Raw genomic sequence first — 22,836 nt, 5'->3', positions numbered from 1 at the left:
TGCTGCCGCCATCGACACGCCGACGATCGCATTAGCGCCCAATCGCGATTTATCGGCGGTGCCGTCCAGTTCCCGAAGCGTTTGATCGACTTCCTCAAGCGAAGCGAACAAGCGGCCGATCAGGGCGTCCGCGATGAGACCATTGACGTTTCCGACCGCGCGGCGCACACCCTGCCCGACGTAGCGCTCGTCGTCACCGTCGCGCAGCTCGATGGCCTCCCGGGTGCCGGTCGAGGCGCCGGCAGGTACTCCCGAGCGCACTCGGGTTCCATCGGGCAATGTGGCGGTTACCGACAGCGTGGGGCGGCCCCGGGAGTCGAGGATCTCTATCGCCGATATCGACGAAAATCGTACCGCCATCTGAGTTCCTTCCGTCGTGGCAAGCAGCCACGGACACCCTCGTCAGGGTACCGCACCGAGTCACCTTTTGGACACGGAATTTCAGCTGAAAGCCCTTGAATCGCAACGAAAAGGAGGCTCCGATGGACGAGGATTGTCTCGAGCTCACCGCGTACTTCGACGAGCGTCAGCGCAGTGGGCGCCGCTTTTTGGCCGACGCAATCCTCGACTTGTACGGCCAGCGCCAGATCGCGTCGAGCATCGTGCTGCGTGGCATCACCGGCTTCGGCACGGGACGTCACCTCCGGAGCGATCAGTCGCTAACCCTGTCCGAGAATCCACCCATCGCGGTGATCGCCGTGGACACCAAGGCTCGCGTCGAAGAAATGCTCGACTCCTTCCCGGCGATCGAGCGACGCGGTCTGTTGACCCTGGAGCGAGCCCGCCTGCTTTGCGACGACATCGGACCAATCGAATTGTCCGACGAACTGCATGAAGCGACGAAGCTGACGATCTATGTCGGCCACAAGGAGCGGGTCTACGGTGTCCCCGCATACATCGCGCTGTGTGACCTCATGTACCGGCGAAAGCTCGCTGGCGCCTCGGTATTTCTCGGCGTGGACGGCACGTCACATGGGAGCCGCCAACGTGCCCGCTTCTTCGGCGGCAACGCCGACGTGCCGGTCATGATCATCGCCGTCGGAAGCGGTGAGCACATCGGCCGGGTGCTTCCCGAGCTCGGCGGCCTGCTGCGGCACCCGTTGATCACCCTGGAACGCGTCCGCGTCTGCAAGCGTAACGGAGAACTGCTGGAACGTCCGCACGCGCTCCCGGGCACCGACGAACACGGGCTGCCGCTGTGGCAGAAGCTGATGGTCTACACATCGGAGTCGGCGCGCCATGACGGTATGCCGATACACCGTGCATTGGTCCAGCGGCTGCGGCAGCGCAAGTTGTCCAGTGGCGCAACGGTATTGCGCGGAATCTGGGGGTTTCACGGTGACCATGAGCCGCACGGTGACAAGCTGCTTTCGCTCAGCCGTCATGTCCCCGTCGTCACCATTGTCATCGACACGCCCGCCAACATCGGCGGATCATTCGATGTCGTGGACGAGCTCACGTCGGAGCAGGGCTTGGTGACCAGCGAAATGGTGCCCGCGCTGCTGACGGCCGCCGATGGGAACGGCAACGGCGGGCCGACGATCGCCCACCACAACTACTAGGGCGCCATGACTATTCGCCCAGATGACCGTCGGCGCGTTTCGCCTGCAATGAAATTCGTGTTGATGGTCGGCGTGATGAGTTTCTTCGCCGACTTCACCTACGAAGCATCCCGCAGCATTGTCGGCCAGTTCTTGGGGCTACTTGGGGCCGGCGCACTGGCGATCGCGGTGATCACTGGTTTCGGTGAGTTGCTCGGTTATGGATTGCGGCTGTTCTCGGGACGCGGTGCAGACCGGACTGGACTCTATTGGCCAATCACGATCGGCGGCTACATCCTTCAGATGTCGGTGGTGCCGCTGCTAGCCCTGGCTACCAGTTGGCAGATGGCCGCTGTGCTGGTGATCGCGGAACGCATCGGCAAGGCCATCCGCAACCCGCCCCGGGACGCGATGCTCTCTCATGCCGCCAAAGAGATGGGCTACGGCTGGGGCTTCGGAGTGCACGAGGCGCTCGACCAGTTCGGCGCCATGGTCGGGCCCTTGCTCGTCGCGTTCGTCGTGGCCAGCACCCATGACAATTACCGGATTGCCTTTGCCGCACTTGCCGTTCCAGCGGTGATCATGCTGTCTCTGCTGGTGGTGGCCCGGCTGCTTTATCCGCGCCCGCAGGACCTCGAACCGGTAACCGCGCCGATGCGTGCGCAGGGGCTGCCCCGGGTGTTTTGGATCTACCTCGTCGCTGCGGCATTGGTGGCCGCCGGCTTCGCCGACTTCCCGATCATGGCCTACCACTTTCAGAAAGCCGGGACCGTCTCGGCCACCTACACGCCGATCTTCTACGCGGCCGCAATGGCGGTGTCGGGCACCGGTTCTCTCGTGTTCGGGCGGCTGTTCGACCGATTCGGGACCGGACTGCTTGTACCGCTCACCGTCGTCGCGGCGGCGTATGCGCCGCTGGCCTTTCTCGGTGGGTTCTGGCCGGCCCTGGTCGGTAGCTGCCTGTGGGGGCTGGGCATGGGTGTGCATGAGTCGATCGTTCCGGCTGCGGTGGCCCCGATGGTGTCGCCGTCGCGGCGCGCCTCCGCCTATGGCCTCTTTACCGGGATCTACGGAATCGCCTGGTTCGCCGGCAGCACTGTTATCGGAGCATTATTTGGCGTGTCGCTCGGCATCGTTGTGGTGTTTGCCGTTGTCGCCCAACTAGCTGCGGTTCCGTTGATCCTGATCGTCCGCCGTCGCACCGTCACCGCTGTGGATTAACGCGCAACTGTGGATAACTGCCCGCTGTGGCGTGGCGGCCGGCGTGTCGTGTCGGGGGAATCGCGCAGGGTGTCGGCATGACGACGTTGACGCGGGCCCAACTCGGAGCGCTTGGCGAGCGGCTGGCCGTCGACCACCTGACGGGTCTGGGGTTGCAGGTCCTGGACTGCAACTGGCGTTGTCGCTACGGCGAGCTCGACGTCATCGCCGTCGAGCCGTCAACGCGCACTGTGGTTTTCGTCGAGGTCAAGACGCGCACCGGGGACGGCTTCGGCGGGCTGGCCTACGCGGTCACCGAGCAGAAGGTGCGTCGGCTGCGTCGGCTGGCCGGGCTGTGGCTGGCCGGCCAGGACCGACGCTGGGCGGCGGTCCGGATCGACGTGGTGGGCGTGCGGATCGGCCGGCGACGCACCCCGGAAATCGTTCATGTGCAGGGAGTCGGCTGATGGCGCTGGGACGCGCATTCTCGGTGGCGGTGCGTGGATTGGATGGGGAGATCGTGGAGATCGAAGCCCACATCACCTCCGGTCTGCCGGGCGTGCACCTGGTCGGGCTGCCCGACGCCGCGCTGCAGGAATCGCGCGACCGGGTACGGGCGGCGATCACCAACTGCGGCAACCAGTGGCCGCAGGCCCGGCTCACGCTGGCGCTCTCACCGGCCACGCTGCCGAAAATGGGCTCGGTTTACGACGTTGCCTTGGCCGCGGCGGTGCTCTCGGCGCAGCGAAAAAAACCGTGGCGGCGGCTGGAGTCGGTGGTGCTGCTGGGCGAATTGGCGTTGGATGGCCGGGTCCGGCCGGTGCGCGGCGTGCTGCCGGCGGTGCTGGCGGCCAAGAACGACGGCTGGCAGACCGTCGTGGTGCCGGTGGAGAACCTGGCCGAAGCCAGCCTGGTCGACGGCGTCGAGGTCTTGGGTTTGCAGACGCTGGGCCAACTGAAGGCCTGGCTCAGCGGCTCGGCACAACTGGCCCAGCGCATCGCCGGGGCAATCACCGCACCGGAGCCGACGGCGGATCTGGCTGACGTCGTCGGACAGGCCCAGGCGCGCTTCGCCGTCGAAGTCGCCGCGGCCGGCGCGCATCACCTCATGTTGACCGGCCCGCCGGGAGTCGGAAAAACGATGCTGGCCCAACGTCTTCCGGGTCTGCTGCCGCCGCTGTCGGAGAGCGAGTCGCTGGAGGTCACCGCCATCCACTCGGTCGCCGGCCTGCTGTCGGATACCACGCCGCTGATCACCAGGCCACCGTTTGTGGCGCCGCACCACAGCTCCAGTGTTGCCGCACTCGTCGGCGGCGGGAAGGGACTGGCCCGGCCCGGCGCGGTCAGCCGGGCGCATCGCGGTGTGTTGTTCCTCGACGAGTGCGCCGAGATCGGCGTCAGCGCACTGGAGGCGCTGCGAACACCGTTGGAGGACGGGCAGATTCGCCTCGCCCGTCGCGACGGCGTGGCGTGCTATCCGGCCCGGTTTCAGCTGGTGCTGGCCGCCAACCCGTGTCCGTGCGCGCCGACGGAACCGCGCGACTGCATCTGCGCGGCAGCGGTCAAACGCCGGTATCTGGGACGGCTGTCCGGTCCGCTGCTGGACCGCGTCGACCTGCGCGTCGAAATGCATTCAGTGCGTAAGGAAGCCTTCGCGACCACCGCGTCCGAGTCGTCGGCGCAGGTGCGCGCCAGGGTGGCGGCGGCCCGCGCGGCCGCCGCCGAACGCTGGCGCGCGCACGGCTTTGCCACCAATGCCGAAGTCAACGGGCCGCTGCTGCGGCGGAAGTTCCGGCTCAGCCACGCCGCCATGGAGCAGCTGCGCACCGCACTGGACCGCGGGCTGCTGTCCATCCGCGGCGTGGACCGAACTTTAAGAGTCGCCTGGACATTGGGGGATTTGGCCGGTCGTACCTCGCCGGGGCTCGACGAGGTCGCCGCCGCGTTGAGCTTCCGTCAAGCAGGAGCGTCGCGATGAGCGATCCGACGCTGCGGGCGTGGGCGTATTTGTCGCGGGTGGCCGAACCGCCGTGCCCGGAACTCGCCGCCTTGGTAAATCTCGTCGGGCCGGTGGACGCTGCCGAACGCATCCGGCGCGGCTACGTTGATGACGCCCTGGCCCAGCACACCGCGGCGAGACGTGACATCGACAGGGCTGCAGAGGATCTCGAGTTGCTCTTTCGCCGCGGCGGGCGACTGATCACGCCGGAGGACGACGAGTGGCCGACGCTGGCGTTCACCGCATTCGGCAGCCCGGCGATGGCGGGCAAACCGCGGGGCGGCCCGCCGATGGTGTTGTGGGTGCTGGGCGCGGAACGGCTCGACGAGATCACCCAACGGGCGGCCGCGCTCGTCGGAACCCGGGCGTCCACCACCTACGGCGAACTCGTCACGGCCGACCTGGCGACTGGGCTGGCCGAGCGCGACGTGACGGTGGTCTCCGGCGGGGCCTACGGAATCGACGGGGCGGCCCACCGGGCTGCGCTCGCCGCGGACGGCATCACCATCGCGGTCCTCGCCGGCGGCATCGATATCCTTTATCCCGCAGGGCATTCCGCGCTGCTGCACCGCATCGCCGGGAGCGGGCTGCTGGTCACCGAATACCCGCCGGGCGTGCGCCCGGCGCGCCACCGGTTCTTGACCCGCAATCGGCTGGTGGCCGCATTCGCCGGTGCGGCGGTGGTGGTGGAGGCCGGGCTGCGCAGCGGCGCGGCCAACACCGCCGCGTGGGCCCGCGCACTGGGCCGGATGGTGGGCGCGGTGCCCGGGCCGGTGACGTCGTCGGCGTCGGCGGGTTGCCATGTCCTGTTGCGAAACGGCGCCGAGGTCATCACCCGCGCCGCCGACGTCGTCGAACTCGTCGGCCGCATCGGCGAGCTGGCCACCGAACAGCCCCGGCCGGCGACAGCGCTCGACGGGCTCAGCGATGGCGAGCGGCAGGTTTACGAGGCGCTGCCCGGCCGCGGAATCGCGACCGTCGACCAGATCGCCGTCGCAGCCGGCCTGGCCCCGGAGCGGGTGCTGGGCCCGCTGGCGATGCTCGAGATGGCCGGCGTGGCCGAGCGGCACGACGGCGGCTGGCGCATCGTCCGACGGCGAAAGGAGGTCACCGTATAGTCGACGACGTGGCCGGTCGACCAGTACACACCTTCGAAGTAGTACGCACCGAAGAGCTCACGCCGCACATGGTCCGAGTGGTGCTCGGCGGCAGCGGCTTCGACACGTTCAGGCCCAGCGAGTTCACCGACTCCTACGTCAAGTTGGTGTTCGTCGCCGACGACGTCGACGTGGCTGGCCTGCCGCAGCCACTGACGCTGGACAGCTTTGCCGAGCTGCCCGACGAACGGCAGCCCGTCATCCGCACGATGACGGTGCGGCGCGTCGACCCGGCCAACCGGCAGATCGCGATCGACATCGTGGTGCACGGCGAGCACGGCGCGGCGGGGCTGTGGGCCGTGGCGGCCCAGCCCGGCCAGCCTGCCTACCTGATGGGGCCCGGCGGTGCCTACGCGCCCGACCCGGCGGCCGACTGGCATCTGTTCGCCGGCGACGAAACCGCGCTGCCGGCGATCAGCGTGGCTCTGGAAGCCTTGCCCGCCAACGCAATCGGCAAGGCATTCATCGAGGTCGCCGACCCCGAGGACGAGATCCCGCTGACCGCGCCAGAAGGTGTGCAGATCGAGTGGATCTACCGCGGCGGCCGCGCCGATCTGGTTCCGGAGGATCGGGCCGGCGACCATGCCCCGCTGATCGAGGCGGTCAAGACCACGCAGTGGCTGCCCGGTCAGGTGCATGCCTTCGTCCACGGCGAGGCCCAGACGGTGATGCACAACCTTCGGCCCTACATCCGAAAAGACCGCGAGGTCGACGCCAAGTGGGCCTCCATCTCCGGGTATTGGCGCCGCGGCCGCACCGAAGAGACGTTCCGGCAGTGGAAAAAGGAACTGGCCGAGGCTGAGGCCGGCGACTGACCGCGGCCTGGCATTCTCAGCGCATGGCATTCGGCGATTACCAGTTCGAGATCTACCTGCAGGGCCTGGCCGGCGTCGTGCCGTCGCTGCCGATCGCCTACGCCGAACTGGAGGCCAAGGCGCAGGCCGCGATGTCGCCGTCGGTGTGGTCGTACGTCGCCGGCGGGGCCGGTGACGAACGCACCCAGCGGGCTAACTGCGAGGCCTTCGAGCACTGGGGTCTGATCCCGCGGATGTTCGTCGGCGCCGACGAACGCGACCTGTCGGTCGAGCTGTTCGGGATGACGCTGCCCGCGCCGCTGTTCATGGCGCCCATCGGGGTCATCGGCATCTGCGCCCAGGACGGCCACGGCGACCTGGCCACCGCCCGCGCGGCGGCCCGCACCGGTGTGCCGATGATGGTGTCCACGTTGACCGCCGACCCGCTGGAAGACGTCGCCGCCGAATTCGGCGACACCCCAGGCTTTTTTCAGCTGTACACCCCGAAGGACCGCGACCTGGCGGCCAGCCTGGTGCACCGCGCGGAGGCCGCCGGCTACCAGGGCATCGTCGTGACGCTCGACACCTGGGTGCCCGGCTGGCGACCCCGCGACCTGACGACCGCCAACTTCCCGCAATTGCGTGGACATTGCCTGAGCAACTACACCAGTGACCCGGTGTTCCGGGCCGGCCTGCAACAGCCCCCGGAAGCTGACCCGCGGGCCGTCGTGCTGCGCTGGGCCCAGCTGTTCGGCAACCCGCTCACATGGGACGACCTGCCCTGGCTGCGATCCCTGACCAGCCTGCCGCTGATCGTCAAGGGCATCTGTCATCCCGAGGACGCCCGTCGCGCCAAGGACGGTGGGGTCGACGGCATCTACTGCTCCAACCACGGCGGGCGGCAGGCCAACGGCGGGCTGCCCGCCCTGGACTGCCTGCCGGCGATCGTCGACGCCGCCGACGGGCTGCCGGTGCTGTTCGACTCCGGGATCCGCACCGGCGCCGACGTGATCAAGGCCCTGGCGCTGGGCGCGACGGCGGTCGGCATCGGCCGCCCGTATGCCTACGGGCTGGCTCTTGGCGGGGTCGACGGCATCGTGCACGTGCTGCGCACGCTGCTGGCCGAGGCCGACCTGATCATGGCCGTGGACGGGTACGCGACCCGGGAAGGTCTCGATCGCGACGCGCTACGGCGCGTCACCTGAGCCGGCCGGCCGCGGTCTGTGACCGTAGGGGCGTGGAGGCGATCCTCGAGGAGTTCGACGACTACCTGGCGCTGCAGCGCGGGCGCTCGGCGCACACCCGGCGCGCCTATCTCGGTGACCTGCGGTCGCTGTTCGCCTTCATCGAAGAGCGTGCCCCGGGTTCGGGGCTGTCCGGGCTGACCCTGCCGACGCTGCGGTCCTGGCTCGCGGTGCAAGCGGGCTCGGGCGCGGCCCGCACGACCCTGGCCCGTCGCACCTCGGCGGTCAAGGCGTTCACCGCGTGGGCGACACGGCGCGGCCTGTTGCGCAGCGATCCGGCCGCCCGGCTGCAGATGCCCACGGCGCATCGCACCCTGCCGGCCGTGCTGCGCCAGGATCAGGCCCTGGCCGCCATGGCCGCAGCGAAATCCGGTGCACAGCAACGTGATCCGCTCGCGCTGCGCGACAGGCTGATCGTCGAGCTGCTCTACGCCACCGGCATCCGGGTCAGCGAACTGTGCGGGCTGGACATCGACGACGTCGACACCAGCCATCGGCTGGTGCGGGTACTCGGTAAGGGCGACAAGCAGCGCACCGCGCCGTTCGGCGAGCCGGCGGCCGAGGCGTTGGAGGCGTGGTTGTCCGAGGGACGTCCAAAGCTCGCCACCGCGCAGTCCGGGCCGGCGCTGTTGCTGGGCGCGCGCGGGCGGCGGCTCGACGTGCGGCAGGCGCGCACCGTCGTGCACCAGACCGTCGGTGCGGTCGACGGCGCACCCGACATGGGACCGCACGGGCTGCGGCACAGCGCGGCCACCCACCTTCTGGAAGGCGGGGCCGACCTGCGCGTCGTCCAGGAGCTGCTCGGCCACTCCAGCCTGGCCACCACCCAGCTCTACACCCACGTGACGGTGGCCCGGCTGCGCAGGGTGCACGACCAGGCGCACCCGCGGGCCTAACCCGGGCGAGCAGACGCAGAATCGCACGATTCGGTGCCCGAACGTGCGATTCTGCGTCTGCTCGCGCTAGCCGCCCAGCGGCTTGAGCCGGATCGGTGTCGACGCCAGCAATCCCAGCGGGTCGACGTAGTTGGCCCGCGACGCCGGACCCCACATCGCGCCCCAGTGCAGGCATGCGGCGGCCCCGCACCCGGGATGCCCGGCCACCAATTCACCGATCACTGAGCCGGCGTCCACCCGTTGACCCGCTCGCACGCTGGCCCGCACCGGCTCGTAGCTGGTGTGCAAACCGCCGGGATGGGCCAGCGACACCACCGGCCGACCGGCCAGCAGCCCGGCGAACACCACCGTTGCGGGCCCCGCCGCGTACACCGGCTGGCCCGCCGCGCCGGCCAGGTCCGCGCCGCGGTGGCCCCGGTTCCAATCCGGCGACGGCGCGTCGAACGTGCGCATCACCGCCGGGCGCGGCCGCAGCGGCCAGTCCAGCCGCACGTCGTCGGCGACGGCCGGAAACGCGCAAACGACCGCCACCAGCGGGATCGCCAAGAACCGCACCCCGGCAGTTCACCGCGCCGCCGACCGTCCCGCCAGCCGGGCTGTGGACAAAGCACCCTCTACCTGCGTGTAAACTCATCCACGCAGTTCGCGTCAAGCGGGCTGACTTCGCGTGTCTGCCGCCGACGGATGTCGCTCGGTCCCTCCCAAGGGTCTGGCATCCCGCAGACGCCAGGGCCCGGCTTCACCCGTCGCCGGGCGACAACCGACACATGAAAGCTAGGCACACCCATGGCCGTAGTGACCATGAAGCAGCTGCTTGACAGCGGCACCCACTTCGGGCACCGGACCCGTCGCTGGAATCCCAAGATGAAGCGGTTCATCTTCACCGACCGCAACGGCATCTACATCATCGACCTACAGCAGACGCTGACGTTCATCGACAAGGCGTACGAGTTCGTCAAGGAGACCGTCGCTCACGGCGGCACCATCCTGTTCGTCGGCACCAAGAAGCAGGCGCAGGAGTCGATCGCGGCCGAGGCCACCCGCGTCGGCATGCCGTACGTGAACCAGCGCTGGCTGGGCGGCATGCTCACCAACTTCTCCACCGTGCACAAGCGGCTGCAGCGCCTCAAGGAGCTCGAGGCCATGGAGCAGACCGGTGGCTTCGAGGGCCGCACCAAGAAGGAAATCCTGGGCCTGACGCGCGAGAAGAACAAACTGGAGCGCAGCCTCGGCGGTATCCGCGATATGAACAAGGTGCCGTCGGCGGTCTGGGTCGTCGACACCAACAAGGAGCACATCGCCGTCGGCGAGGCCCGCAAACTGGGCATCCCGGTGATCGCGATCCTCGACACCAACTGCGACCCTGACCTGGTCGACTACCCGATCCCGGGCAACGACGACGCCATCCGCTCGGCCGCGCTGCTGACCAAGGTGATCGCCTCGGCGGTCGCCGAGGGCCTGCAGGCCCGCGCCGGGCTGGGCCGCGGCGACGGCAAGCCCGAGGCGGAGGCCGCCGAGCCGCTGGCCGAGTGGGAGCAGGAGCTGCTGGCCTCGGCCACCCCGGCGGCCGGCACCGAGACCACCACTGACACGACGACGACCACGGAAGGCTGAGATGGCGAACTACACCGCTGCCGACGTCAAGCGGCTGCGTGAGCTCACCGGCGCCGGCATGCTCGACTGCAAGAACGCGCTGGCCGAAACCGACGGTGACTTCGACAAGGCCGTCGAGGCGTTGCGGATCAAGGGTGCCAAAGACGTCGGCAAGCGTGCCGAGCGTGCCACCGCCGAGGGCCTGGTCGCCGCCAAGGACGGCGCGCTGATCGAGCTGAACTCCGAGACCGACTTCGTCGCCAAGAACGCCGAGTTCCAGAAGCTGGCCGACGACATCGTGGGCGCCGCCGCGGCGGCGAAAGCCAGCGACGTCGACACGCTCAAATCGGCCAAGGTCGGCGACAAGACCGTCGAGCAGGCCATCGCCGAGTTGTCGGCCAAGATCGGCGAAAAGCTGGAGTTGCGCCGGGTGGCGTACTTCGACGGCACCGTCGAGACCTATCTGCACAAGCGGGCCGCCGACCTGCCGCCGGCCGTGGGTGTGTTGGTCGAGTACACCGGCTCGGACAAAGACGCCGCGCATGCTGCCGCGCTGCAGATCGCCGCGCTCAAGGCCCGGTACCTGAGCCGCGACGACGTGCCCGCGGACGTGGTGGCCAACGAGCGCCGCATTGCCGAGGAAACCGCCAAGAACGAGGGCAAGCCCGAGCAGGCGTTGCCCAAGATCGTCGAGGGACGGCTGAACGGGTTCTTCAAGGATGTCGTGCTGCTCGAGCAGCCGTCGGTCTCCGACAACAAGAAGACCGTCAAGGCGCTGCTCGACGAGGCCGGCGTGACCGTGACCCGCTTCGTCCGGTTCGAGGTGGGCCAGCAGTAGCATCAGCCGGATGCGGCATGTGCACGCGTTCGGCGACGACGCTCTCGGCGATTTCGACGCGGTCGGCCTGGCCGACGCCATCAAGTCCGGAAAGGTCTCGCGGGCCGACGTCGTCGAGGCGGCGATCGCCCGCAGCGAAGCCGTCAACCCGACGCTGAACGGCCTGGCCTATCGGGCGTTCGAGCGGGCGCGTGCCGAGGCAGCACACCCAGCCAAGCCCGGATTCTTTTCCGGCGTGCCGACATTCGTCAAAGACAACGTCGAGGTCGCCGGGATGCCGACGATGCACGGCACCGACGCGTGGCTGCCCAGCCCGGCGCGCGCCGACAGCGATTTCGCCCGGCTGTATCTGTCGACCGGCCTGGCACCGCTGGGTAAGACGCAGATGTCGGAATTCGGGTTCAGCGCGTCGGCCGAGCATCCCCGGTTGGGGCCGGTGCGCAACCCGTGGAACACCGACTACACCGCCGGGGCGTCGTCGTCGGGATCCGGGGCGTTCGTAGCCGCCGGGGTGGTGCCGATTGCTCATGCCAACGACGGCGGCGGCTCGATCCGCATCCCCGCCTCCTGCAACGGGCTGGTGGGGTTGAAGCCGTCCCGGGGCCGGCTGCCGGTGGATGGGGAGTTGCGCCGGCTGCCGGTGGGCATCGTCGCCAACGGTGTGCTCAGCCGCTCGGTGCGCGACACCGCGGCCTTCTACCGGGAGGCCGAGCGGGTCAGGCGGCATCGCAGGCTCCCGCCCGTCGGCGACATCCGCCATCCCGCAAAGCAGCGACTGAAGATCGCGGTCATCACCCGCTCGGTGCAACGTGAATGCGGCGCCGAAGTCCGCGACCTCACGCTGAAGTCCGCGGCCCTGCTCGACGAACTCGGCCACCGGGTCGAGCACGTCGAAAACCCGCCGGTGCCAACCAGTTTCCCTGCCGACTTCGTGCTGTACTGGTCGCTGCTGTCCCTGCTTCAGGTGCGCACCGGCCGGCACTTGTTCGGCGCGAGCTTTGACCGCAGCCGCCTGGACAACCTGACGTTGGGACTGGCCCGGCACGCCGGCCGCAACCTGCACCGGATGCCGCGGGTGATCTTGCGGCTGCGCGCGATGCGCCGGCGCACCGCGCAGTTTTTCCGGACCTACGACGCCGTGCTGACGCCGACCCTGGCCGACCCGCCGCCGCTGATCGGCCACCTCGACCCGACCGCCGACTATCAGCAGATCATCGACCGGTTGATCGACTGGGTCGCCTTCACGCCGCTGCACAACGTCACCGGAGAACCCGCGATATCGCTGCCGCTGGCCCAATCGGCCGACGGCCTGCCGGTGGGGATGATGCTCTCCGCCGACCTCGGGTGCGAGGCGCGGCTCTTGGAACTCGCGTACGAACTCGAAGTGGCGCGGCCCTGGGCGCGCATCCAGGCTTAGTCGGAGCCCAGCGCGTCCAGCATCCGCTTGAACTCACGCTGCTCGGCCGCGGACAGCTTGCTCAAGATGCGGGCATCGGCATCGCGCACCGCGGCCTCGGCGCGCTTCAGCAGCGTCCGGCCGGCGCTGGTCAGAGTGGCCGGTAGCGCCCGCCCGGACGGCACCGACGCCGGCCGGGACACCGCGCCGAGATCTTCGAGCCGCCGCAACACCGTGTTCATCGCCTGCGGCGTCACGTTGCCGTACCGCGACAACTCCGCGCTGGACATCCCCGGGTACAGCGAAAGTATTCGCATGCAAACGAATTCGGGAAGCGACAGGCCCAGCGGCCGCAGCGCGGCGGTCACCTCCGGGCGCAATGCGGCACCCACCCGGTGCAGCAAATAGCCGAGCGGCGCGTCGTTCGTCTGACCCACATCAACCATCTTGACATATATCAGGCAGGTTGATATACCGGACGGCATGACTGAAACGAGAGAATTCGATTTCGATTTCGACCCCGCCTACCGCGGCGAGGCCGCCCAGTTCGGGCTGGGCGCCCGCCCGCCGTGGAGCCTCGGTGAGCCGCAGCCGGAGATCGCGGCGCTGATCGACGCCGGCAAGATCCACGGCGACGTGCTCGACGCGGGCTGTGGCGAGGCCGCGGTGTCGCTGCACCTGGCGGCGTTGGGGCACAACACCGTCGGGCTGGACGCATCGCCCACCGCTATCGAGTTGGCCCGGGCCGAGGCCGCCCGGCGCGGGTTGACCAACGCCACGTTCGAGGTCGCCGACATCTCCTCTTTCACCGGCTACGACGGCCGGTTCGGCACGATCATCGACAGCACCCTGTTCCATTCGATGCCCGTCGAACTTCGCGAGGGATATCAGCAATCGATCGTCCGCGCCGCCGCTCCCGGTGCGTCGTACTTCGTGCTGGTCTTCGACCGCGCCGGCATGCCGGACAGCCCGGCCAACCCGGTCACCGAGGACGAGCTACGCGACGTGGTGTCCAAGTACTGGGTCATCGACGAAATCCGGCCCGCACGGATTCACGCCAACTTCCCGGACGGCCCGTCTCCGGAGTTCCCGGTGGTGGATTTGCGCGACGAGGGCAACGGACGCAAGTCGGTGCCCGCCTGGCTGCTGTCTGCGCACCTGGGCTGACAATCGTCAAAGCCGCAGGAGTTGGCCGAACTCCTCGAGGTGGGCCCGCACATCGAGCGGTCCGGCATAGATTGCCGCCGCGCCGGCATGTTCCAGCGCCTCCCGCGCAATTCCGCCGCTGAGCACCGCGGCGGTCGGAACGCCGGCGCGGCGGCCCGCCTGGACATCCCACACGGTGTCGCCCAGAAAAATGGCCTGGCCCGGCTGGGCGCCAATGCATTCCAGCGCGCTGGTGACGATGTCCGGGTGCGGCTTGCTCTTGTCGGCGTCGGCGGCCGACGTTACCGCGGCCACCAGGTCCTCGGCGTCCAGCACGTCGCGCAGTACGGCTAACTCCTCTTCTCCGGCCGACGTTGCCAACACCGCCCGCCAGCCCTGCTCGGCGATCGCGCCGAGCAGCTCACGCGCACCCGGAAGCGTGCGCAACGTGGATGCGCTCTCGACGAAGTAGCGGGTGTGGCGCTTTTCGACGTCGGACCCGTGGACCTCGGCGAACTCGTCGCCGAGCAGGATCCGGACCAGTTCCGAGCCCGACCGGCCGATCAGCCCGTGGATGCGCCAGCACGGCACCTCCTTGTCGACGTCGAGAAACGCGCGATGCCACGCCACGACGTGGTGAAAGTTGGAATCGACCAGCGTTCCGTCGACATCGAAGAGCACAGCCGGTTTCGGTTCGACCATGACCGCGCGATCCTTTCTTCTTGGTGGTTTGCCAGCCCTGTGGATACCCGCTCTGCAAGCGGACAACTCACGGTGATTGCCAGGCGTCGACATCGGGTAACCGGGTGCCGGAGCCGACCTCGAGGAGTGGTTGTGGGCGACGTAAGGGAAATCGGCAAACGGGCGCGTCAGGAGGCAGAAGCTTACCGGGGCGACAATCCGCGACCGTTGGGCGGATACCTGGTGGTGCTGTTCGTGTACGGCACGGTGGTCGCCGTGACGGCGCTCATCGCCTCGGTCACCGGCCGCAAGCTGCCCGAACGCTGGCGGACCCAAGACCTTCTCACGGTGACCTGCGGGACCCACAAGCTTTCGCGCTCGTTGACCAAGGACGCGGTGACCAGCCCGCTGCGGGCGCCGTTCGCCGAGTATGCCGGGACCGGCGGACCGGCCGAGGTGCAGGAGGAAACCCGGCAGGACAGCCAGCTGCGGCACAGCCTGGGCGAACTGCTGACCTGCCCGTTCTGCCTCGACATGTGGGTGGCCACCGCATTCGTCATCGGCCTGATCTTCGCGCCCCGGTTCACCCGTCTGGTGGCGGGCTGCTTCACCGCACTAGCCGGCGCCGACTTCTTACAGCTTGCCTACGCGATGGCTCAGCAGTCCGCGCAGGGTTGACAAACAAGGAGGATTCATGCCCAAGACCACGAAGGGCGGTAAAGCCAAGAAAAGCGAGCTGCCCAGCACGCTTCAGCGCTCCAGCGCCAAGGCCCAGCGCACGTTCGCCAAGGCTCACGATGCGGCTGCCGAAGAGTACGGCAGCGAGCAGCGAGCGCACCGGGTCGCCTATTCCGCGCTCAAGCACAGCTTCGAAAAGGTCGGCGACCACTGGGAACCCAAGAAGAAGAAGGGTCCGTCCGACAAGCGTGCCGAGCGCGGCGGCCTGCGCAACCCGATCCCGTCGGCGGAGGGCGTCGACACCAACGCCAGCAAGAAGCACTTGCTCGACGTCGCGCGCCGGCTCGACGTTCACGGACGCTCGACGATGAACAAGGCCGAATTGGTCGACGCGATCAAAAAGGCCAACCGTCGTGCCCGGGCCCGGTGACCGGTTCGCCGCGCTGAGCGAAATTCTGCTGTGGTGGGCAATCACCGCAGTGGTCTGGCTTGCGACGCTCACGTCGGTCACCGCCGCCGAACTCGCCCTGGCACTGGTTTGCACGCTGCCCTGCGCCGTGGCGGCACGGTCCGCCCGACGGGCCAACCGCGGTTACTGGCGGTTCCGCATCGGCTGGATTCGTTGGGCCGCAACCGTTTTGCGCGACGTGCCGGTCCAAGCGGTGCAGGTCTGGGCATACGTGCTGATGCGAGGCCGGCGCGGCGTGATCAGTACGGTGGCCTTGCCGGCCGAATCCGAACCGGTCGCGGACGCGCTCCGCGCGGCGGCCGTGCTGGCTTTTGCCACCACTCCGGGAACCGTTGTGCTGGATAGTGATTCAGAGATATTGCTGCATCGTGTCCGGCCGGGCACCGGTCGGTTGGCGACGGCGGTGCAGCGGTGAATCCGGGCGAGGTCGCGGCGCTGGCGTTGCTGTTCGGGGTGTTCCTGCCCGGCACCTGGATGGCGTCTCGCGGTGACCCCCGGAGCCGGCTGGTGGGTCTGGAGTTCGCAAGCGTCGCGGTCGTCATGACGGTGATGCTGGTTGCCGTTGCGTGGCAACGGAATCTGGACCTGATCGTCGCTTTGGTGCTGGCGTTGGTGACGTTGCCGGGAACCATGGTGTTCACCCGGCTGCTGGCGGGCAAGCCGTGATCGCGTGGTGTGTGGTTTTCGCCGGCGTTGCGGTCATGGTGTTGTCCGCGCTGGGGGCAGTAACGCTGCCGCGGGTATTTGACCGCCTGCACCTGCTGGCGGCCACGACGTCGCTGGGTGTGCCGTTGATCGGTGTGGGACTGATGATTTCGCAGGGGTGGACCGAATCGTCGGCGATGATCGCGGTGACAGTCGTGGTGGTCGCGGTGGGCGCCCCGGTGATGACGGCCGCGACGGGCCGGCTGGCGGCACAGCATGACGGCCTGGTCGACGAGGATTCGCCGTCGTGACCGCCCTGGTGCTGGTGGTGGTGACGCTGACCGGGGTGACCGGCACCGTGGTCGCGCTGACCGGTCGCCCCGAACAGCAGGCGATACCGCTGTCCGTGTTCGGTCTCGCGCTGACGATGCTGTTCGTGGTGCTGCAGGCCCCCGACGTCGCGCTGTCGCAGCTGGTGATCGGCGGAGTCGTGGTGCCGTTGATGGTCATGCTGACCTTCCGCGCCCTCCGCCGTCACAGGGCCGAAGCCGAAGAGGACGGCCGATGAATCGCGGGGTGCGAACGGCGCTTTTCCTCGCCGGGGCGGGCGGGCTGGCAGTGCTGCTGTGGCTGAGCTTCGGGCAGCTGCCGGCGTTCGGACAGGCCCGCCACCTGTACCGGGATCTGGCTGTGCCGGCGGCGTTTTCGCGAGCCACCGCCAATGTCGTCGCCTCGGTGAACTTCGATCAACGCGCGCTGGACACCATGGGGGAGGAGACGATTCTGCTCGGTTCGGTGACCGGGGTGATGGCGCTGCTGCGCCCCGCCGTCGAGGAGCGTGAATACAACGCGCCCGGCCGCGGCGCCGCGCTCGATGCGACCCGCCTGGTCGGTTATCTCATGTTGCCGGTGACCATTGCGCTGGGCATCGACATCGTCGTGCACGGACATCTCACGCCGGGCGGCGGATTTCAGGGCGGGGTGGTGCTGGCCGCCGGGTTGCACCTGCTGTACATCACCGGCAGCTTCCGGGCACTGGATCGGCTGCGGCCCCTCAACGTCTTCGACATCGGCGAGGCACTGGGGGCCGCGGCATTCGTGGCGATCGGGTTGGCCGGGATGCTCGTCGGCGGCGTGTTTTTCGTCAACCTGCTGCCCTCCGGGACCATGGGCAACCTGTTCTCGTCGGGCTCCGTGGTGCTGCTCAACGTCGCCGTCGGTGTGGAGGTCGCCTGCGGCATGACGGTGTTGCTGGGGCAATTCCTGGCCCAGGAGATCACCGTCGCCCGGCGAAGCGATAGCCGATGAGCGTTTACCCGTACTGCGTGGCCGGCTGGCTGGTGCTGATCGGCGCCTGGGGAATCATGCGCAGCCGCAACCTGATCCACGCGGTGGTATGTCTGTCGGTGGCCCAGTCCGGCACCTATCTTCTCCTGCTGGCGGTCGGATTTCAGCGCGGCGCTGCCCCACCGATTTTCGCCGGGCCCAATCCGCCGCCGCCGACCAACGTCGTCGATCCCGTCGTGCAGGCGATGACCCTGACCGACATCGTCATCCAGGCCACCGTCACCGCGCTGTTGCTGGCGCTGGTCATCCAGATCCACAAGCGCCACGGCACAGTGGATCCCGACGAGCTCTCGGCGCTGAAGGGCTGAGTCAGCCGTGCAGACAACCGCGGCACAGCTGCTGCCGCTGCTGGTCGCCGTGCCCATCGTGGCGGGCTGCCTGCTGCTCGCGCTCGGCGGGCGGATCTCGGGTGCGACGGCCACGTGGCTGACATTGGCGGTGTCGATCGCCTCGGCCGGCCTTGCCGGTTTCGCCGCAGTGGCCGCGGGCGAGCACATGCTCGTCACGTGGATTGGCGGCTGGTCCATGCTGGGGCGCGCAACGGTCGGGATCGCGCTGGCCGCGGACCCGCTGTCCGCCGGCCTGGCGACGTTGGTGAGCGTGCTGACGGCCTGCGCTGCGCTCTACAGCCGCCGCGGCCTCGACGAGGCCGGCCCCCGCTTCGATGCGCTGATGCTGCTGTTCCTGGCCGCAATGAACGGCTTTGTGCTGGCGAGTGATTTGTTCAACCTGTTCGTGTTCCTGGAACTGATGGGCGCCGTGGCATATGCCTTGACCGGCATCAAGATCGAAGACAAGTCGGCCGTCCAGGGAGCGCTGAATTTCGGTATCATCCAATCGCTTTCAGCCTGCCTGTCACTGGTCGGCATCGCGATGCTCTACGCGCAGGTGGGCCAGCTGGGCATGGCGCAGGCCGGGATGGCACTGACGCGCGGCGGGCCCAAGGCGGCCACCGTCGCCGCCTTCGTGCTGATCCTGGCCGGGCTGCTGGTGAAGGGCGCCATTGTGCCGCTGCACTTTTGGCTGGCCGACGCGCATGCCGTCGCGCCGGCCGGGGTGTGCGTGCTGTTCTCCGGTGTGATGGTGGAGCTCGGCCTGTACGGGATGTGGCGGGTCTACTGGGTGACGTTCGCCGGGGCGCTGCCGCGCACCGCTGTCGCGCACACCTTCGTCGTCGTGGGGGTGCTGACCGCGGCGGTCGGCGCGGTGATGTGCCTGCTGCAACGGCATCTCAAGCGGCTGCTGGCCTATTCCACGATCGGTCACATGGGGTTGTTTCTGGTGGCCGCCGCGTCCCTGCGGCCCGACGCGGTCGGTGGGACTGCCGTCTACGTGGTGGGTCATGCCGGGGCGAAGTCGGCACTGTTCTTGCTCGTGGGGCTGTTGCTCGACCGCCACCAAACGGTCGACGAGTTCGAGCTGTCTGGGCGCGGGCGAGGCCAGTGGTTTTTGGGCGGACTCTATCTGCTCGCAGCCGTAGCGCTGGCCGGGTTGCCGCCGTTCGGCACGGCGCTGGGAAAGTCGTTGTGCGAGGAGGCGATTGGATCGGCTTGGGGCGCTGCACTGTTCCTGGTGATCTCGGCGGTCACCGGTGGCGCGGTGTTGCGTGCCGGCGTGCGCTGCTTCACCCGATGGGGCAGTGGCGTGGAGCAGTCCACGAACGGCGCCACGAAGGGGGAGGAAGAGCCGGACACGGTATTGGGCCGCACGCCGCCGAGCATGTACACGGCGATCGCCGTGCTGTTGGTCGGCTGCCTCGCGGCCGGCGCGTTGCCCCGGGTGTCCGAGGCCGCGGACGCGGCCGGGCGGCAATTCGTCGACACAGCCGGCTACCTGGCCGCGATTCTCGGGCACAACGGCGCCGGTGCGTCGGCCGGTCCGGCGCCGGGCTGGTCTGCCTCGGGGATACTCCTGGCCTTGACAGGGGTGGCCGCTGCCGCCGGTGTGGCCGCTATTGGCTTGCGGGACAACGAGTCTGCGCTGCAACGCGTGTACCGCCCGGCTGTCGCGGTGCTACACAGGGTGCACTTCGGGCATGTCGGCGACTACGTCGCATGGATGTTCGCCGCGTTGTCCCTGCTGGCCGCGGTCTTGGGTCTGCAACTGCGCTAGCGGGCCAACGGCGTACCGACGAGCCGGAATTCCTCGCTCTTGTCGATCTGCGGGTTGACCCCCTGCTGGAAGAGGATGATGATGTCCGAGCCGCCGAACTGGAAGTAGCCGAACTCTTCGCCTTTGGCCATGTGCCGGCCGGCGGTCGAGGTCAGCACCACCGACGACACGTGCGCCATGCCCACCGGAATGACCGCGACGACGCCGATGTCGCCCGCGTCGGATTGTGCGGTGTCGATGGTCACCACGCCTCGCGTCTGCGAGAACTCGTATCCGCTGCTGGCGCTGTCACTGCCTTGCAGCTGCTGATCTTCGATACCCACCTCCATGAAGACCTTGCCGTTGATCCGGAACGACTCCTTGACCAGGCCTCCGACCGGCAGGTGGTAGCGGTGGTAGGCATGCACCGGCAGCATGTAGTGCACGAACGTGCCCCCGGCGAAGCTTTCGGCGTACTGGCTGCCTTCGATGAGTTGCTTGATATTGCCGAACTTTTCGTTCTTGACGGTGGTGGCGGGAATGTACGACTCGGCGTCGATGTCGTAGGTGTGCTGGTAGCTGCAGTCGGCCGGTCGGGTGATCACGCCGTTGCTGGCGGGCTCCGCGATCGGGCGCAGCCCGCCGTTGATTTCGCGGGCAATGAACTGGTTGGCGGTCAGCCAGCCGCTGGGTGCGTTCGGCGCGCCGTCGACCAGTGATTCGTGAAGGCGGTACTCCGGCGCGTTGTCGATAAACGACTGCAACGCCTGCGGGCTGAACGACTCCGGGGAGTCCAGGAACTCGCCCCACTCACGGGCAAACTGGGTCATCCACTCCCGGAACACGGCCGAGTCTTGCAGCGCCTTGTCGCCGACTTTCTGGCTCGCCAGAAAGTAGAAGTGGCTCATCCGGTCGCTGAGTTCTTGGGCGCTGCCCTCCTGCTTCCAGGCTGCCCCATCCGATTCGTGGGGCACCCACCGCACGAAGCGCTTGACGTACTCCTCGTACTGCCCGACGTCGGCGGGCCATTCCAGCGCCTCGAACAGTTGGGGGTCCAGGTCGGCCTCGGCCCACTGCCGGGCCTTGGCCAACGAGCCCTCCAGCAGATCGGCCAGGCTCGGGTCTTTGCCGAGCGTTTCTCGCAATTTCGTGACGATCGCTTCGGGCCGGCTCATGGCGACACTCCTCGAGGCTGCGCGGGTCTGTCCATCTCGGGCATACCCGCAGAAAAGGTGACTTACCCGGCTTCGTGGTGGCTGTGGGCGGGCACTCGGGTGAACTGGGGAGGATGGCGTATCGCGGGCCCGGATCCAACAGGCCAAGGACGTGCTGATGGCCGCATACGGCGTCTCCGCGGAGCGGGCCTTCGACATCCTGGTTTGGCGCTCGCAGGAGACCAACATCAAGGTTCGCGACCTGGCCGCGCCGCGGCCCCGCCAATTACCGAATCCGCTGCTCAATCTGTTGCTACCGTGGGCTATGGCCGAACACTTCGACGTCGTGATCGTGGGAGCCGGCATTTCGGGCATCAGTGCCGCGTGGCATCTGCAGGAGCGCTGTCCCACCAAGAGCTACGCCATCCTGGAAAAGCGGCCGGACATGGGCGGCACCTGGAACCTCTTCCGGTATCCGGGCATCCGCTCCGACTCCGACATGTACACGCTCGGCTTTCGCTTCCGCCCGTGGACGGGCAGCCAGGCCATCGCCGACGGCACCGCGATCCTGGAGTACATCAAGGACACCGCGGCCACCTATGGCATCGACAAGCACATCCGGTTCAACCACAAAGTCGTCCGCACGGACTGGTCGAGCGACGAGACCCGCTGGAGTGTGCGCGTCGAAACGGACGGCCAGGAAAGCACGATCAGCTGCTCGTTTCTGTTCTTGTGCAGCGGCTATTACAACTACGAGCAGGGTTACACGCCAACGTTTCCCGGCTACCAGGACTTCACCGGCCCGATCATCCATCCGCAGCACTGGCCCGAGGATCTCGACTACACCGGCAAGAACATCATCGTTATCGGTAGCGGTTCTACCTCTGTGACTTTGGTTCCCGCACTTGCCAATTCGGGCGCCAAGCACGTCACGATGCTGCAGCGCTCGCCGGGCTACATCATCTCGCAGCCCGAGCGCGATCCCGTCGCCGCCGGGCTCAACCGGGTGCTGCCCAACGGCAAGGCCTACGCCATCGTCCGGTGGAAGAACGTGGTCTTGCAGGTCGCGCTGTACCAGCTGTGCCGACGGTTCCCGCAGCGGATGCGCAAGATCCTGATGGGACTTGTCAAACGCCAGCTACCCCAAGGCTATGACATCGACAAGCACTTCAGCCCGCGCTACAACCCGTGGGACCAACGGCTGTGTGTCGTGCCCAACGGCGACCTGTTCCGTGCCATCCGGCACGGGACGGTCGAGGTGGTCACCGACACCATCGACCGGTTCACCCCCACCGGTATCAAACTCGGCTCGGGACGTGAACTGACCGCTGACATCATCGTCACCGCAACGGGTCTGGATCTGCAGCTCTTCGGGGGCGCTACCGGCACCGTCGACGGGCAGGAGGTGGACCTGACGCAGACGATGGCTTACAAGGGCATGATGCTCTCGGGCCTGCCCAACCTGGCCTACACGGTCGGCTACACCAACATAGGCTGGACGCTCAAAGCCGACCTGGTGTCGGAATTCGTCTGCCGCATCTTGAATTACATGGACGCCAACGGCTACGACGTCGTCGTGCCCGAGCGGCCGGCCCCGGACGTCGAGGAGCGGCCGTTCCTGGAATTCACACCGGGCTATGTGCTGCGTAAACTCGACGAGCTGCCCAAGCAGGGCTCACGCAAGCCGTGGCGGCTCAACCAGAACTATCTGCTCGACGTGCAGATGATCAGGCGCGGCAAGGTCGACGACGAGGGGCTGCGGTTCACCAAAAAGCCTGTCTCGCTGGCGGCGTAGCGGTGCGGACCGGGTCCGCAGGCGGCAATTTTCTGTTGCCGCCCTCTCGTGGTCGAGAAGCGGTAAGTTCAAGGCACCAGATGGAATGTGGAGGCCTACATATAGGACATTGACGACCGCACGGGCTGTGGCACAAGCGTGAACAAGCCTGGGTGTGCCCCGCGCGCCGGCG

At 67.9% G+C, this 22,836-nt stretch carries 25 protein-coding genes and 2 pseudogenes; 22 read left to right on the top strand and 5 right to left on the bottom strand.

Features of this window, described 5'->3' with window-relative positions; all coding sequences use genetic code 11:
- Nucleotides 1-15: 15 nt before the first annotated feature.
- Nucleotides 16-360 (bottom strand): annotated as a pseudogene (locus AWC14_RS30160) (phosphopyruvate hydratase); the annotation flags it as partial.
- Between the two features lie 122 nt (nucleotides 361-482).
- Between AWC14_RS30160 and AWC14_RS05985 the strand changes: the two are divergent.
- The 8 genes from AWC14_RS05985 (at nucleotide 483) to AWC14_RS05950 (ending at nucleotide 8,831) form a co-directional block, all read left to right on the top strand.
- Nucleotides 483-1,562 carry a DUF190 domain-containing protein gene (locus tag AWC14_RS05985; RefSeq protein ID WP_045376804.1) on the top strand — a complete coding sequence of 360 codons (1,080 nt, stop codon included), beginning with the start codon at nucleotides 483-485 and terminating at the stop codon, nucleotides 1,560-1,562.
- Nucleotides 1,563-1,610: 48 nt separating this feature from the next.
- Nucleotides 1,611-2,762, top strand: coding sequence for an MFS transporter (locus tag AWC14_RS05980; RefSeq protein ID WP_081968076.1), 1,152 nt, complete (start codon nucleotides 1,611-1,613; stop codon nucleotides 2,760-2,762).
- Nucleotides 2,763-2,839: 77 nt separating this feature from the next.
- Complete coding sequence (locus tag AWC14_RS05975; protein WP_045376957.1) at nucleotides 2,840-3,208, top strand: YraN family protein; 369 nt, start codon at nucleotides 2,840-2,842, stop codon at nucleotides 3,206-3,208.
- Entirely contained in the window at nucleotides 3,208-4,719 is a 1,512-nt protein-coding gene (locus AWC14_RS05970; RefSeq protein ID WP_045376807.1) for a YifB family Mg chelatase-like AAA ATPase, read from the top strand. Before AWC14_RS05975 ends, AWC14_RS05970 begins: the two co-directional genes overlap by 1 nt.
- Complete coding sequence (gene dprA / locus AWC14_RS05965) at nucleotides 4,716-5,858, top strand: DNA-processing protein DprA (RefSeq protein WP_045376809.1); 1,143 nt, start codon at nucleotides 4,716-4,718, stop codon at nucleotides 5,856-5,858. Before AWC14_RS05970 ends, dprA begins: the two co-directional genes overlap by 4 nt.
- 8 nt (nucleotides 5,859-5,866) lie before the next feature.
- Nucleotides 5,867-6,712, top strand: coding sequence for a siderophore-interacting protein (locus AWC14_RS05960; RefSeq protein WP_045376812.1), 846 nt, complete (start codon nucleotides 5,867-5,869; stop codon nucleotides 6,710-6,712).
- A gap of 23 nt (nucleotides 6,713-6,735) precedes the next feature.
- Nucleotides 6,736-7,896, top strand: coding sequence for an alpha-hydroxy-acid oxidizing protein (locus AWC14_RS05955; RefSeq protein WP_057003318.1), 1,161 nt, complete (start codon nucleotides 6,736-6,738; stop codon nucleotides 7,894-7,896).
- A gap of 32 nt (nucleotides 7,897-7,928) precedes the next feature.
- The gene (locus AWC14_RS05950; RefSeq protein WP_045376815.1) at nucleotides 7,929-8,831 is read left to right on the top strand and encodes a tyrosine recombinase XerC; all 903 of its coding nucleotides are present in this window, start codon (nucleotides 7,929-7,931) and stop codon (nucleotides 8,829-8,831) included.
- Nucleotides 8,832-8,906: 75 nt separating this feature from the next.
- Here the strand turns inward: AWC14_RS05950 and AWC14_RS05945 are convergent.
- Nucleotides 8,907-9,347, bottom strand: a pseudogene (locus AWC14_RS05945) (M23 family metallopeptidase); the annotation flags it as partial.
- A gap of 270 nt (nucleotides 9,348-9,617) precedes the next feature.
- Here AWC14_RS05945 and rpsB point away from each other — a divergent pair.
- The 3 genes from rpsB to AWC14_RS05930 are packed head-to-tail and all read left to right on the top strand — an operon-like array spanning nucleotide 9,618 to nucleotide 12,679.
- Nucleotides 9,618-10,445: a 30S ribosomal protein S2 gene (gene rpsB, locus AWC14_RS05940; RefSeq protein WP_045376821.1), complete on the top strand. Its 828-nt coding sequence runs from the start codon at nucleotides 9,618-9,620 to the stop codon at nucleotides 10,443-10,445.
- A gap of 1 nt (nucleotide 10,446) precedes the next feature.
- Nucleotides 10,447-11,262, top strand: coding sequence for a translation elongation factor Ts (gene tsf, locus AWC14_RS05935; RefSeq protein ID WP_045376825.1), 816 nt, complete (start codon nucleotides 10,447-10,449; stop codon nucleotides 11,260-11,262).
- 10 nt (nucleotides 11,263-11,272) lie between these two features.
- Nucleotides 11,273-12,679 carry an amidase gene (locus AWC14_RS05930; protein WP_045376828.1) on the top strand — a complete coding sequence of 469 codons (1,407 nt, stop codon included), beginning with the start codon at nucleotides 11,273-11,275 and terminating at the stop codon, nucleotides 12,677-12,679.
- Here AWC14_RS05930 and AWC14_RS05925 read toward each other — a convergent pair.
- Nucleotides 12,676-13,095: a MarR family winged helix-turn-helix transcriptional regulator gene (locus AWC14_RS05925; RefSeq protein ID WP_057003317.1), complete on the bottom strand. Its 420-nt coding sequence runs from the start codon at nucleotides 13,093-13,095 to the stop codon at nucleotides 12,676-12,678. The two genes, AWC14_RS05930 and AWC14_RS05925, sit on opposite strands and share 4 nt — an antisense overlap.
- A gap of 46 nt (nucleotides 13,096-13,141) precedes the next feature.
- Here AWC14_RS05925 and AWC14_RS05920 point away from each other — a divergent pair, with 46 nt between their 5' ends.
- On the top strand, nucleotides 13,142-13,825 hold the full coding sequence (locus AWC14_RS05920; RefSeq protein ID WP_045376843.1) for a class I SAM-dependent methyltransferase: 684 nt from the start codon (nucleotides 13,142-13,144) through the stop codon (nucleotides 13,823-13,825).
- A gap of 6 nt (nucleotides 13,826-13,831) precedes the next feature.
- Here AWC14_RS05920 and AWC14_RS05915 read toward each other — a convergent pair whose 3' ends face one another.
- Nucleotides 13,832-14,506 (bottom strand): HAD family hydrolase, encoded by a 675-nt coding sequence (locus AWC14_RS05915; protein WP_045376846.1) that lies wholly within the window; start codon nucleotides 14,504-14,506, stop codon nucleotides 13,832-13,834.
- A gap of 126 nt (nucleotides 14,507-14,632) precedes the next feature.
- On the opposite strand from AWC14_RS05915, the gene AWC14_RS05910 reads away from it, so the two are divergent.
- The 9 genes from AWC14_RS05910 to AWC14_RS05870 are packed head-to-tail and all read left to right on the top strand — an operon-like array spanning nucleotide 14,633 to nucleotide 19,736.
- The gene (locus AWC14_RS05910) at nucleotides 14,633-15,163 is read left to right on the top strand and encodes a DUF1360 domain-containing protein (protein WP_428838947.1); all 531 of its coding nucleotides are present in this window, start codon (nucleotides 14,633-14,635) and stop codon (nucleotides 15,161-15,163) included.
- Nucleotides 15,164-15,179: 16 nt separating this feature from the next.
- Nucleotides 15,180-15,593 carry a ChaB family protein gene (locus AWC14_RS05905; RefSeq protein ID WP_045376848.1) on the top strand — a complete coding sequence of 138 codons (414 nt, stop codon included), beginning with the start codon at nucleotides 15,180-15,182 and terminating at the stop codon, nucleotides 15,591-15,593.
- Nucleotides 15,577-16,047 carry a Na+/H+ antiporter subunit E gene (locus AWC14_RS05900; RefSeq protein WP_045376849.1) on the top strand — a complete coding sequence of 157 codons (471 nt, stop codon included), beginning with the start codon at nucleotides 15,577-15,579 and terminating at the stop codon, nucleotides 16,045-16,047. Before AWC14_RS05905 ends, AWC14_RS05900 begins: the two co-directional genes overlap by 17 nt.
- The gene (locus AWC14_RS05895) at nucleotides 16,044-16,298 is read left to right on the top strand and encodes a hypothetical protein (RefSeq protein WP_045376856.1); all 255 of its coding nucleotides are present in this window, start codon (nucleotides 16,044-16,046) and stop codon (nucleotides 16,296-16,298) included. The genes AWC14_RS05900 and AWC14_RS05895 overlap by 4 nt, the downstream gene beginning before the upstream one ends.
- Nucleotides 16,295-16,588: a monovalent cation/H(+) antiporter subunit G gene (locus tag AWC14_RS05890; RefSeq protein WP_045376859.1), complete on the top strand. Its 294-nt coding sequence runs from the start codon at nucleotides 16,295-16,297 to the stop codon at nucleotides 16,586-16,588. The genes AWC14_RS05895 and AWC14_RS05890 overlap by 4 nt, the downstream gene beginning before the upstream one ends.
- A complete protein-coding gene (locus AWC14_RS05885) occupies nucleotides 16,585-16,845 on the top strand; it encodes a DUF4040 domain-containing protein (protein WP_045376864.1) in 261 nt (86 codons plus the stop codon). The genes AWC14_RS05890 and AWC14_RS05885 overlap by 4 nt, the downstream gene beginning before the upstream one ends.
- Nucleotides 16,842-17,585, top strand: coding sequence for an MnhB domain-containing protein (locus AWC14_RS05880; protein WP_045376867.1), 744 nt, complete (start codon nucleotides 16,842-16,844; stop codon nucleotides 17,583-17,585). The genes AWC14_RS05885 and AWC14_RS05880 overlap by 4 nt, the downstream gene beginning before the upstream one ends.
- The gene (locus tag AWC14_RS05875; protein ID WP_045376870.1) at nucleotides 17,582-17,932 is read left to right on the top strand and encodes a sodium:proton antiporter; all 351 of its coding nucleotides are present in this window, start codon (nucleotides 17,582-17,584) and stop codon (nucleotides 17,930-17,932) included. The genes AWC14_RS05880 and AWC14_RS05875 overlap by 4 nt, the downstream gene beginning before the upstream one ends.
- Before the next feature lie 7 nt (nucleotides 17,933-17,939).
- Nucleotides 17,940-19,736, top strand: a complete 1,797-nt coding sequence (locus tag AWC14_RS05870; RefSeq protein ID WP_045376873.1) for a complex I subunit 5 family protein — start codon at nucleotides 17,940-17,942, stop codon at nucleotides 19,734-19,736.
- On the opposite strand, the gene AWC14_RS05865 is transcribed toward AWC14_RS05870, so the two are convergent.
- Nucleotides 19,733-20,890, bottom strand: coding sequence for a phosphatidylserine decarboxylase (locus AWC14_RS05865; protein WP_045376876.1), 1,158 nt, complete (start codon nucleotides 20,888-20,890; stop codon nucleotides 19,733-19,735). The two genes, AWC14_RS05870 and AWC14_RS05865, sit on opposite strands and share 4 nt — an antisense overlap.
- 157 nt (nucleotides 20,891-21,047) lie before the next feature.
- On the opposite strand from AWC14_RS05865, the gene AWC14_RS05860 reads away from it, so the two are divergent.
- A complete protein-coding gene (locus tag AWC14_RS05860; RefSeq protein ID WP_142281567.1) occupies nucleotides 21,048-22,664 on the top strand; it encodes an FAD-dependent oxidoreductase in 1,617 nt (538 codons plus the stop codon).
- The last annotated feature ends 172 nt before the right edge of the window (nucleotides 22,665-22,836 follow it).

It is taken from the genome of Mycobacterium kyorinense, assembly GCF_002101735.1.
Taxonomy (GTDB): domain Bacteria; phylum Actinomycetota; class Actinomycetes; order Mycobacteriales; family Mycobacteriaceae; genus Mycobacterium; species Mycobacterium kyorinense.
This window is presented reverse-complemented; position numbering and strand designations above follow the sequence as displayed.